Here is a 13,128-nt window from a genome sequence, read left to right as displayed (position 1 = left end):
GCGCTCTTGACCACCGAGCAGAAGCTGCGCGACTACCTCAAGCGGGTCACCGCCGACCTGCAGCACAGCCGCCGCCGGCTGCGCGAAACCGAGGACCGGCTGCGGGAACCGATCGCGATCGTCGGCATGGCCTGCCGTTACCCCGGCGGCGTGCGCGATCCCGAGGACCTGTGGCGGCTGGTCGGCGAAGGACGGGACGCGGTATCGGAGTTCCCGGTCAACCGTGGCTGGCCTGCCGGCCTCTACGACCCCGATCCCGAGCGTGCCGGCCATTCCTATACGCGCGAAGGCGGATTCCTGCACGACGCCGACCAGTTCGACGCGGACTTCTTCGGGGTGAACCCGCGCGAGGCGGCGGCCACCGATCCCCAGCAGCGGCTGCTGCTCGAGGTCGCGTGGGAGACGTTCGAGCGGGCCGGGATCCGCCCGGAAACCCTGCACGGCAGCCGAACCGGCGTGTTCAGCGGGGTCATGTACGCCGACTACGGCGCCCGCCTGGCCCGGGCACCGCGAGATCTGGAGGGCTACGTCGTCGTCGGCAGCGCGGGCAGTGTCGTGTCCGGGCGGCTGGCTTACACGTTCGGTCTGGAGGGGCCAGCGGTCACGGTGGACACCGCGTGCTCGTCCTCGCTGGTGGCGATCCATCTGGCCGCCCAGGCCCTGCGGGGCGGGGAATGCTCGCTGGCGCTCGCGGGCGGCGTCACCGTGATGGCCACACCGTCGACGTTCGTCGACTTCAGCCGGCAGAAAGCCCTTTCCGCCGACGGTCGCTGCAAGTCCTTCGCCGCGTCGGCGGACGGCACGGGCTGGGCCGAGGGCGCGGGTCTGCTGTTGCTGGAACGGTTGTCCGACGCCGAGCGCAACGGGCACACCGTGCTCGCGCTGGTGCGCGGGACGGCGGTGAACCAGGACGGCCGCAGCAGCCAGCTCACCGCGCCGAGCGGGCCGTCGCAGGAGCGGGTCATCGCCCAGGCGCTGGAGAACGCGGGCCTGACCCCGGCGGACGTGGACGTCGTCGAGGCGCACGGCACCGGCACCACCCTCGGCGACCCGATCGAGGTGCAGGCGCTGGACCGGGTCTACGGCCGCGCGCGGCCCGCCGAAAGCCCGCTGTACCTGGGCTCGCTCAAGTCCAACATCGGGCACTCGCAGGCCGCGGCCGGGGTCGGTGGGGTCATCAAGATGACCCAGGCGCTGCGGCACGAACGGCTGCCACGCACGCTGCACGTCGACGAGCCCACCCCGCATATCGACTGGGACACCACATCGCTCACCCTGCTCACCGAGGAGGTTCCGTGGCCGGTAAGGGAAACTCCCCGCCGTGCGGCGGTTTCCTCGTTCGGGATCGGCGGCACCAACGCCCATCTCGTACTCGAGGAGCCGCCCGCGCGTGCGGAGCCGGAAACTGGTGAACGCCCGACGCTTCCCGCCGTGCCACTGCTGATCTCCGCCCGGTCGCCCGAGGCAGTGCGCGCCCAGGCCGCGCGGCTCGGGTCGTTCGTGCGCGAGAACGGTGACGTCGGCCTGCCCGATCTCGCGCACGCGCTGGCGACCACGAGAACGGCGTTCGACCACCGCGCGGTGATCGTGGCCACCGGCCGGGAGGATCTGCTGTCCGGAGTGGACGCTCTCGCCGGTGGCGAGCCCGCCGGGAACGTCGTGACCGGGACGGCCGCCGGGAAGCTGGCGTTCCTGTGCACCGGTCAGGGCAGCCAGCGACTCGGCATGGGCCGGGAGCTGCACGCGGCTCATCCCGTGTTCGCGGCGGCGTTCGACGGGGTGTGCGCCGCGTTGGACGCGCGGCTGGCCGAGCATGGGGCGCGCCCGGTCCGGGACGTCGTGTTCGCCGAAGAACACACCGGCCTGCTGGACGAGACCCTATACACGCAGAGCGCGCTGTTCGCCCTCGAAGTGGCGTTGTTCCGGCTGCTGGAGTCCTGGGGTGTCCGCCCGGACGTGCTCGCGGGGCACTCGATCGGTGAGCTTGCCGCGGCGCACGTCGCCGGCATCCTTACCTTGCCCGACGCCTGCACACTGGTCGCGGCGCGGGCCCGGTTGATGCAGGGGCTTCCGGCCGGTGGCGCGATGATCGCCGTACAGGCCACCGAAACCGAGGCGCTCGACGCGCTGGCGGGGCACGAGGAGACAGTGAGCCTCGCGGCGGTCAACGGCCCCGGGTCCGTGGTCATCTCCGGCGACGAGGAGCCCGCGACACGGATCGCGGAACGGTTCGCCGCGCAGGGCCGCAAGATCAGGCGGCTGCGGACCAGCCACGCGTTCCACTCCCCGCACATGGACGCCATGCTCGACGAGTTCCGGCGGATCGCCGACGGGCTTTCCCTTGCGGCGCCGTCGATCCCCGTGTTGTCCGGGCTCACCGGCGAGCCGCTGGTAAAGGTCACCGGCGGGTACTGGGCCGATCAGGTCCGCGGCCCGGTCCGGTTCGCCGCGATCGTGCGCCGGCTGGTCGAGGACGGCGTACGCACGGTGCTGGAGCTGGGTCCGGACGGCGTGCTCACGGCGATGGCCGCGGAGGGCTCGCTCACCGGTGGACCGGCCCTGCACCGCGACCGGGCGGAGGCGGTGACGGTGGTGACCGCGGTCGCCCGCGCCGTGGCCTCCGGCGCCGCCCCCGACTGGACGGCGTTGCTCGCGGGCCCGGCATCCGCCCCGGTGGAGCTGCCGACCTATGCGTTCCAGCGCCGCCGCTACTGGCCCGATCCGCCCGCCGACGAAGGCACCGCGGGCGATGAGGGCTTCTGGTCCCTGGTTTCCGAGGAAGACTCCGACGCACTGGCGGGCGCGCTCGGGCTCGACGAGGAGCCGGGCCGGGCCGCGCTGCGTGAGGTGCTGCCCAGCCTCGCGGAGTGGCGCAAGCGCAGCCAGGACGAGACCCTGGCGGACGAGTGGCGCTACCACCCGGTGTGGCGGCGGGTGGACCCGGTTCCCGGTCCCGCCAAGGGAAAGTGGCTGCTGGTCCTGCCCGAGGGGTACGGCGGGCAGGCCGCGGAGCTCGTACCGGGATCAGCCGAACGGATCGTGGTCGACCCGGCCCGGGCGGATCGTGAGTCGCTGCTGGCACTGCTTCCCGCGAGTCCCGTCGACGGCGTGCTCTCCCTGCTGTCCTGTGTGGACGATCCGCTTCCGGGCCATCCCGCGGTGACCGTCGGCCTCGCGGCCACCGTCGCGCTGGTGCAGGCGCTGGAGCAAGCGGCGCAACGGGCGCCGCTGTGGTGTGTCACCACGGAAGCCGTCGCGCCGGACGCGGGTTCCAGGGTCACCCGCCCGGACGGGGCGCTGGTCTGGGGTTTCGGCGCCATCGTCGCGATGGAGAGCCCCCAGCTGTGGGGTGGTCTGCTCGACCTGCCCGCCGAACCGGGCAACGCGACGTTGCGGGCCGCGCGCGCCGCCCTCAGCGGTACCGAGGGCGAACTCTGCGTCCGGCCGTCGGGTGTGTATGCCCGGCGGCTCGTGAAGGCGGGTGCGCGGCCCGCGAAGCGGTCGTGGTCGCCCGGGCCGGGCACGGTGCTGATCACCGGCGGCACCGGCGCGCTGGCCCGGCAGGCCGCGCGGTGGTTCGCCGCACAGGGCGCCGAGCACGTGCTGTTGACCAGCCGCCGGGGTGGGGACGCACCGGGAACCGCCGGACTGGCAACGGAACTGGCCGCGCTCGGTACCGAGACCTCGTTCGCCGCATGCGACGTGTCGGATCGGGACGAGGTGGCCGCGCTGCTGGCTTCGATCCCTGCCGAACGGCCACTGACCGCGGTCGTGCACGCGGCCGCGATCCTCGAAGACACGGTGATCGACGCGCTGGCGCCGGCGCAGATGGACCGGGTGCTGCGGGTGAAGGCCGGTGGCGCGCGCAACCTCGACGAGCTGACCCGCGGACTGGACCTGTCCGCCTTCGTGCTGTTCTCCTCGGCCGCCGGGGTGGCCGGTATCGCGGGGCAGGGCAATTACGCGCCAGGCAACGCTTACCTCGACGCACTGGCCGCGCACCGGCGCGGGCTCGGCCTGCCGGCCACGGCGATCGACTGGGGACTGTGGGCCGGGGACGGGATAGCCGGTGATCGCGGCACTCAGCAGACCGAGCGTTCCGGGTTCCGGCCCATGCGCCCGGAGCGCGCGATCTCCGCGCTGGCCACGGCACTGGGTGCGGGCGAGACCCAGGTGGTGGTGTGTGACGCCGACTGGAACGCCCTGGCCACCGGGCGCCCGTACCCGCTGCTGGCGGAACTGACCACCGGCGGGGTCACCGCGCCCGGGGCGCAGGCACCACTGGCGGAACGGCTCGCGGAGCTGCCGGAGCCCGAACGCCGCCGCACGCTGCAGCGGCTCGTGCGGGCGCAGGTCGCGGCCGCGCTCGGCAGGCCGGGCCCCGAAGCGGTGGACACCGAGCGCGGTTTCCGGGACCAGGGCTTCGATTCGCTCACCGCGGTCGAGCTGCGCAACCGGCTCAGCGCCGAGCTCGGGCGCCCGCTGCCCGCCACCCTGATCTTCGACTACCCCACCCCGGCGGCGCTGGCCGAGCAGCTCTACTCGGAGCTGGCGCCCGCGGCCGCGCCGGCCGGCGCGATCCTCACCGAGATCGACAGGCTTGCGTCGGTGCTCGCCACGGCCGAGTGGGACGAATCCACCAGGGAGGCCGCCGACGGACGGCTGCGCGCACTGCTCACCGCGTGGGAAACGGCGGGCGCCCGGTCCGCGGTCGCGGACGAGCTGTCGGCCGCCTCCGACGACGAGCTCATCGACTTCATCGGCAAAGAACTCGGCATCTCCTGACCGGAAAGGCGAGAAATGGACGACGACCGGATCCGGTACCTGCTCAAGCGGGTCTCGGCCGAGTTGCACGAGACCCGCGGCAAACTGGCCGAAGCCGAGCAGCAGCGGCACGAGCCGATCGCGATCGTGGGCATCGGCTGCCACTTCCCCGGTGGCGTGGACTCGGCCGAGGACCTGTGGCGGCTGGTCGCCGAGGGCCGGGACGCGGTGACGGAGTTCCCCGGCGACCGCGGCTGGCGGCTGGACGAGCTGTTCGACGCCGACCCCGCGCATCCGGGCACCTCCTACGCCCGCCATGGTGCTTTCCTCGCGCGGCCCGGTGATTTCGACGCCGGGTTCTTCGGGATCTCCCCGCGCGAGGCACTCGCCGCCGACCCGCAGCACCGGCTGCTGCTGGAGACCACCTGGGAGACCTTCGAGCACGCGGGCCTCGACCCGGCGGCGCTGCGGGGCAGCCGCACCGGCGTGTTCGTGGGCACCAACGGCAACGACTATCCCTCCGGCGCGCCGGTCACCCCCGGGGAGATCGAGGGTTATCTGGCGATCGGCAACGCGGCGAGCGTCGCGTCCGGCCGGATCTCCTACACCTTCGGTTTCGAAGGCCCGGCGGTCACGGTGGACACGGCCTGCTCGGCGTCGCTGGTGGCGCTGCACCTGGCGGTGCGGGCGCTGCGGTGGGGTGAATGCGATCTCGCGGTTGCCGGTGGCGTCACAGTGATGACCTCGCCGTCGATCTTCGTCGAGTTCTCGCGGCAGCGCGGGCTCGCCCCGGACGGGCGGTGCAAGGCGTTCGCCGCCGCCGCGGACGGCACCGGCTGGGCCGAAGGCGCCGGGATGATCCTGGTCGAACGGCTCTCCGATGCCGAACGGCTCGGGCACCGGGTACTGGCCGTGGTCCGCGGCACCGCGATCAACCAGGACGGCGCGTCCAACGGGCTGACCGCGCCGAACGGCCCGTCGCAGCGGCGAGTCATCCAGCAGGCACTCGCCGACGCACGGCTCGCCCACAGCGATGTCGGCGCGGTCGAGGCGCACGGCACGGGCACGGCGCTGGGTGACCCGATCGAAGCGCAGGCTTTGCTTGCCACGTACGGAAAACGCCCGGCCGGGGAGCCGTTGTGGCTCGGCTCGGTCAAGTCGAACCTCGGGCACACGCAGGCGGCGGCCGGGGTGGCCGGGCTGATCAAGATGGTGCAGGCGCTGCGGCACGGGCGGCTGCCGAAGACCTTGCACGTGGACGAGCCGACCCCGCACGTGGACTGGTCGGCCGGCGCGGTCCGGCTGCTCACCGAGGAGCGTGCCTGGCCGGCCGGAGACGAGCCGCGCCGGGCCGGGGTCTCGGCGTTCGGGGTCAGCGGCACCAACGCGCATGTCATCCTGGAAGAGGCTCCCCCGCAAGGGATTCCGGACAGCCAAGAGGTCGCCGGGCCGGTGCCCTGGGTGGTTTCCGGCCACTCCCCCGAGGCGCTGCGCGCGCAGGCGGCCCGGCTCGCGTCGTTCGCTCGCGAGCACGCGGACGTCGCGCCGGGCGAACTCGCGCGCGCACTGGTCACCACCCGCGCCTCGCTTCGCGAACGCGCGGTCGTCGCCGGCACGGAAAGGACGGACCTGCTGGCCGGGCTGGACGCGCTCGCGGCAGGCCAGTCCGCGGCCGGCGTGGTACGCGGCGCGGCGCAATCCGGGCGCAAGGTCGTCTTCGTGTTTCCCGGGCAGGGTTCGCAATGGCCGGGCATGGCCGCCGGGTTGCTCGACACGGCACCGGTCTTCGCGGCCCGGATCGCCCAGTGCGAGGAAGCGCTGGCCCCGTTCGTCGACTGGTCGCTGACCGGCGTCCTCCGCGGCGATGACGAGAAAGCCTTGGAGCGGGTGGACGTCGTGCAGCCCGCGCTGTGGGCGGTGCTGGTGTCGCTGGCGGAGCTGTGGCGTTCCCACGGAGTCCGGCCGGACGCGGTGCTGGGCCATTCCCAGGGCGAGATCGCGGCGGCCTGCGTCGCCGGGGCACTGTCCCTTCCGGACGCCGCGATGGTGGTCGCGTTGCGCAGTAAGGCGATTCTGGCCTTGTCCGGTGCGGGCGGGATGCTTTCGGTCGCCCTCACTCCCGCCGCTGCCGAGGCGAAGATCGCGGCCTGGGGCGAGGCGCTGTCGATAGCGGCCGTGAACGGCCCGTCGAGCGTGGTGGTCTCCGGCGAGCCCGGCGCGCTGGACGAGCTGACGGCGGCCTGCGCGGCGGAGGACGTGCGCACGCGCCGGATCCCGGTGGACTACGCGTCGCATTCGGCGCAGGTGGAACGGATCCGGGAGCCGTTGCTGGCGGCGCTGGAGTCCGTCCGGCCTGCCGCCGCCGCGGTGCCGCTGCTGTCCACGGTGACCGGCGATTGGCTCGACACCACCACGATGGACGCCGGTTACTGGTACACCAACCTCCGCCGGACGGTCCGGTTCGAGCCGGCGGTGCGCGCGCTGCTCGCCGAGGAGCACACGGTCTTCGTCGAGGTCAGCCCACACCCCGGCCTCACCACCGCGGTGCAGGAAACCGCGGAGGACCAAGGGCTCGACACCGTGGTGGCCACGGGTTCGCTGCGGCGCGACCATGGTGGGCCCGACGAGTTCCTCGCCGCGCTGGCCCGCGCTTACACCCACGGCGTGCCCGTCGACTGGACGGTGCTGCTCGGCGAAACGCCCGGGCCATGGCTCGATCTGCCGTCGTACGCGTTCCAGCGCACCCGGTATTGGCTCCGTGACTCGGCGAGCGCCCCGGGTGACGCGGCCGGGCTCGGGCTGGTGTCCGCGGCGCATCCGATGCTGGGCGCGGCGGTGCGGATCGCGGACGGCGACGGGCTGCTGCTCACCTCGCTCGTGTCGGCCCGCACCCAGCCGTGGCTGACCGACCACCGGGTGCACGATCGGATCCTGGTACCCGGCACGGCTTTCGTGGAGTGGGTGCTGCGGGCGGGCGACGAGGCCGGCAGCCCCGTGCTCGGCGAGCTGGTGATCGAGGCGCCGCTCCTGCTCGACGCGGACGTTCGGGTACAGATCGGGGTGGCGGCGCCGGATTCCGCCGGACGCCGCGCGGTGTCCGTGCATTCCGCGCGCGAGGACGGCGGCTGGACCAGGCACGCCACGGGCTTCCTGAGTTCGCTCGCCACCACGCCGGAAGCGGTGGCGAGCTGGCCTCCGGCGGGTGCCAGGGCCATCGGGATCGACGGGTTGTATCCCGGTCTGGCGGATGCCGGGCTGCAGTACGGCCCGGCGTTCCAGGGCGTCCGCGCCGTGTGGGTGCGAGGCCCCGAGGTGTTCGCGGAAATCGAGCTGCCCGAAGGCCTTCGGTCCGAGGCGGGGTCGTACGGCCTGCACCCGGCGCTGCTCGACGCCGCGTTCCACGCGTGGGCGCTGGCCGAGGGCAACGGCGGCGAAAGCCGGTTGCCGTTCAGCTGGACGGACGTGGCCCTGCACGCCACGGGCGCGGCGAGCCTGCGTGTCCAGCTGACCGGCAGTCCTGGCGAGATCTCCGTGCGGGCGTTCGACTCCACCGGTGCCCCGGTGATCACGATCGGTTCGCTGGTGTCGCGCGCCGTGTCGGCCGGGCAGGTGGCCGCCACCAGCGCCCGGTTGCCGTTCCGGGTGGGCTGGGCGGAGTTGCCGTCGTCCGCCACCGGCGGGGAGCATGTCACCCGGTTCGAAGTCCAGCCGGTGTCCACTGTGGACGACCACCTGCCGGACGCGCTGCGCGAGACCACCCGTCAAGTGCTGGCGCGAGTACAGTCCTGGCTTGCCGCGCCGGACAGCGGGCGGCTCGCCGTGCTGACGACGAATGCTGTCGCGGACGATCCGGAGCTGGTGGCCGGTTCGGTCTGGGGGCTGGTGCGCTCGGCGCAGGCCGAACATCCCGGCCGGCTGCTGCTCGTCGACTCCGATGGGCGGGAAAGCTCCCGCCGTGCACTGGATTCCGCCCTCGCCGCGGCCGGCGACGAGTCCCAGCTGGTGATCCGCGACGGGGTCGTCCGCGTGCCCAGGCTCGTCCGCGCGGAGCCGGACAGGCCGGGGTGGTCGTTCGCGCCCGGCGGGACGGTGCTGATCACCGGCGGTCTCGGGCTGCTCGGCAGGCTGCTGGCGCGCCACCTCGTCACCGGATACGACGTGCGGCACCTGGTGCTGCTGTCCCGGCGCGGCGCGGAAACGCCTGGTGCCAGGGAGTTCCTGGCCGAGCTCGCCGGGCTGGGCGCCGAAGCGCGCGCCGTCGCGTGCGACGCCGCCGACCGGGACGCCCTGGCCGAAGTCCTCTCCGGCATCCCCGGCGACCGGCCGCTCACGGCGGTGATCCATGCCGCGGGCACGCTTGACGACGGGCTCGTCGAAGCGCTGACCGCCGAACGGCTCGACGCCACACTGCGCGCCAAAGCGGACGGCGCCTGGAATCTGCACCGGCTGACCGAGGGTACCGGCCTGTCCGCGTTCATCCTGTTCTCCTCCGCCGCCGGGGTGCTGGGCACAGCGGGCCAGGGCAACTACGCCGCCGCCAACACCTTCCTCGACGCGCTGGCCGCGCACCGCCAAGCGCGTGGCCTGCCCGCCACCTCGCTCGCGTGGGGGCTGTGGGCCGACGCGAGTGGCCTCACCGCGCATCTCGCCGGAACCGACGTGGACCGGATCGCCCGCCAGGGCATCCGCCCGCTGGACACCGCGGCCGGCCTGGCGTTGTTCGACGCCGCCGGCCGGTCCGGCGAACCCCTGCTGGTGCCTACGCTGCTGGCGCACGAGGCGCTCGACGAGGTGCCGCCGATGTTGCGTGCGCTGGCCCGCCCGAAGCGCCGGGCCGCGCAGTCCGGTGCGACCGGCGGGCTACGGCGCCTACCCGCCGCCGAACTCGCGAAGACCGTGCTGGAGCTGGTGCGCACCGAAGCCGCGGCCGTCCTCGGGCACGCCGGAGCCGACACGGTGGTCACCGGACGTCCCTTCAAGGAACTGGGTTTCGACTCCCTCACCGCCGTGGATCTGCGCAACCGGCTCAGCGCCGCGACCGGCCTGCGGCTGCCCGCCACGCTGGTGTTCGAGCATCCGACGCCGGACGAGCTCGCCCGCTTCCTGCGGGCGGAGCTGACCGGCGAAGACACCGGCACCGCCGCGCCGGCCGTGGTGGCGGCCGCCGATGAACCGATCGCGATCGTGGGCATGGCCTGCCGCTTCCCGGGCAACGTCGGGACGCCCGAACAGTTGTGGGAACTGCTCGCCGCCGGGGGTGACGCCATCACCGAATGGCCCACCGACCGTGGCTGGCCCACCGGCGAGCTGTACGACCCGGATCCGGACCATGCCGGCACCACGTACACCACACACGGCGGCTTCCTGCACGACGCCGCCGGGTTCGACCCGGGATTCTTCGGGATCAGCCCGCGCGAGGCCCTGGCCACCGACCCGCAACAGCGGCTGCTGCTGGAAACGACGTGGGAGGCGCTGGAGCACGCGGGCATCCGGCCGGACTCCTTGCGCGGCAGCCGGACGGGCGTGTTCACCGGCGTGATGTACAACGACTACGCGACCAGGCTGCGGGAGATTCCCGTAGAGCTGGAAGGGTTCCTGACCAACGGCAGCGCGGCCAGCGTCGCCTCCGGCCGGATCTCCTACACCTTCGGCTTCGCCGGGCCGACGCTCACGGTGGACACCGCGTGCTCGTCGTCGCTGGTCGCGATCCATCTCGCGGGCCAGGCCCTGCGCAACGGTGACTGCGAGCTCGCGTTCGCGGGCGGGGCCACCATCATGGCTTCGCCGAACGGGATGGTGGCCGCGTGCCGCCAGAAGGCGCTGTCGGTGGACGGGCGGTGCAAGGCGTTCGCCTCGGCCGCCGACGGCACCGGCTGGGGCGAAGGTGTCGGAATGCTGTTGCTGGAACGGCTTTCCGACGCACGACGAAACGGGCACCGGGTCCTCGCCGTCGTCCGCGGCACCGCGGTGAACTCCGATGGCACGTCCAACGGCCTGACCGCCCCCAACGGCACGGCACAGCAGCAGGTGATCCGCCAGGCGCTGGCCACCGCCGGGCTCACACCGTCCGATGTGGACGCCGTGGAGGCGCACGGCACCGGGACGAAGCTCGGTGACCCGATCGAGGCCGGTGCCCTGCTCGCCACCTACGGCGCCGGGCACACCGCCGAGCGGCCACTATGGCTCGGTTCGATCAAGTCCAACATCGGGCACACCCAGGCCGCCGCCGGGGTCGCCGGGGTGATCAAGATGGTACAGGCACTGCACCACGCCGAACTGCCCCGCACCCTGCACATCGACGAACCCTCTCCACACGTCGACTGGTCAGCAGGCACCGTCCGGCTGCTCACCGGGGCCAGGCCGTGGCCGCGCGGGGAAAATCCGCGCCGGGCGGCGGTTTCCGCGTTCGGGATCAGCGGCACCAACGCCCACCTGGTGCTCGAAGAGGCGCCGGCCGAGAGCCCTGTCTCCGGGGCCGCCGTGGCCGGGCCGCTGCCGTGGCTGCTGTCCGCGAAATCGGCCGAAGCCCTGCGGCAGCAGGCCGTCCGGCTCAAGGAACTGCTCGACCGGGAACCGGAGGCGGACCTGGCCGCCACCGCGCGGGCGCTGGCCAGGACGAGGACGGCGTTCGACAAGCGGGCCGCGATCGTGGCCGGGGACCGCGCCGGACTGCTGACGGCGCTGGAACAACTGGGTACCGGCGAGCCCGGCGACGGGGTGGTGCAAGGGATCGCCGATGTCACCCCGAAAACGGTCTTCGTCTTCCCCGGGCACGGTTCGCTGTGGGCGGGGATGGCGGCCGGATTGCTGGAGTCGTCGCCGGTGTTCGCCGCGAAGATCGGCGAATGCGCGGCGGCGCTCGATCCGTATCTGGACTGGTCGTTGCCCGACGTGCTGCGCCAGGCCGAGGGCGCGCCCTCGGTCGACGACATCACCGTGGGCCAGCCCGCGCTGTGGGCCGTCCTGGTCGCGCTGGCCGAACTCTGGCAGTCCTTCGGGGTGCGGCCGGACGCGGTCATCGGGCACAGCCAGGGTGAGGTCGCGGCCGCCTGCGTGTCGGGCGCGCTGTCACTCGCCGACGCGGCGCGGATCGTCTGCCTGCGCAGCAGGGCGTTGGCCTCGCTGACCGGCCAGGGCGGGATGATGTCGGTGGCGCTGCCGGAATCGGAGACGGCGGCACGGCTCGCGGCATGGCCGGGCCGGTTGTCGGTGGCCACCGTGAACGGGCCCGCGGCCGTGGTGGTCGCGGGGGAAACGACGGCGCTGGACGAACTGCGGGCGAGCTGCGAGGCCGACGGCGTGCGGGTGCGACGGCTGCGGACAGCGCCGCTGGCCGGGCATTCGCCGGTGGTGGAGGCGATCCGGGAACGCCTGCTCGGCGAGTTGTCCGGAGTTCGCCCGCGCGCGGGCGAAGTCCCGATGCTGTCCTCGGTCACCGCGGACTGGATCGATCACGCGTCGCTGGATGCCGGGTACTGGTACCGGAATCTCCGTGAAACGGTGCGGTTCGAACCCGCGCTGCGCGCACTGGCCGAGCAGGGGCACACGGTGTTCATCGAGGTGAGCCCGCATCCGGTGCTCACGTCGAGCATGCTCGACATCCTCGACGGAACGAGCCGCACTGTCGTGACCGAGACACTGCGGCGGGAGCACGGCGGGCTGGACAGGTTCCTCACCTCGGCCGCCGCGCTCGCCGTCCGTGCCGTGCCGGTCGAGTGGGAGGCCGTGTTCGGCGGTTCCGAGGTGCGCCCGGTGGATCTGCCCACGTATCCGTTCCAGCGCCGGCGGTACTGGCTCGACGCCGAACTTCCCGCCACCACAGTGGTTTCCGGGCTCACCGGCCCGGAAGCGGAGCCCGGCGACGAGCCCTCGCTCACCGCGAAGCTGGCGGGTGTCCCGGAAGCCGAACGCGCGGGCGCCCTGCTCGATCTGGTGCGCAGGCAGGCCGCCGCGGTCCTGGGGCAGCCCGAACTCGACGAGGTCGGCGCCGAACGGACGTTCAAGGAGCTGGGTTTCGAATCCCTGTCGGCTGTGGACCTGCGCAACCGGCTCGGCGCGGTCACCGGCCTGCCGCTGCCGGCCACCCTGGTGTTCGACCATCCCACCCCGGCCGCGCTTTCCGCCTTCCTGCTGTCCTCTTTGGACGATTCGGGGCCCGGATCCGCGCTGGACACCCTGGACCGGCTGGAAGAACTGCTCGCCGGGGCGGGCGAGCCGGGCCGGGCCGAGATCGGTGACCGGCTGCGCGCCCTCGCCCAGCGGTGGGGCGGGCTGGGCACGGAGGCCGAGCTGGACCTGGAAACCGCGACCGACGAGCAGTTGTTCGAGTTGATGGACAGCGGCCGGGAAACCGCCGAGTAAGGG

The 13,128-nt window shown here is 73.2% G+C and carries 1 protein-coding gene and 1 pseudogene; both read left to right on the top strand.

Annotation, left to right across the window (positions count from 1 at the left end):
- The first annotated feature begins 6 nt into the window (after positions 1–6).
- On the top strand, positions 7–4,785 hold the full coding sequence (locus tag VHD82_RS19095) for a type I polyketide synthase (RefSeq protein WP_325705282.1): 4,779 nt from the start codon (positions 7–9) through the stop codon (positions 4,783–4,785).
- 54 nt (positions 4,786–4,839) lie between these two features.
- Positions 4,840–13,125, top strand: a pseudogene (locus VHD82_RS19090) (SDR family NAD(P)-dependent oxidoreductase); the annotation flags it as partial.
- Positions 13,126–13,128 lie beyond the last annotated feature (3 nt).

Origin of the sequence: Amycolatopsis sp., assembly GCF_035546795.1 — a bacterium.
Taxonomy (GTDB): Bacteria; Actinomycetota; Actinomycetes; order Mycobacteriales; family Pseudonocardiaceae; genus Amycolatopsis_E.
The sequence above is the reverse complement of the archived record's forward strand: the minus strand, read 5'-3'. Positions and strand labels throughout refer to the sequence as shown.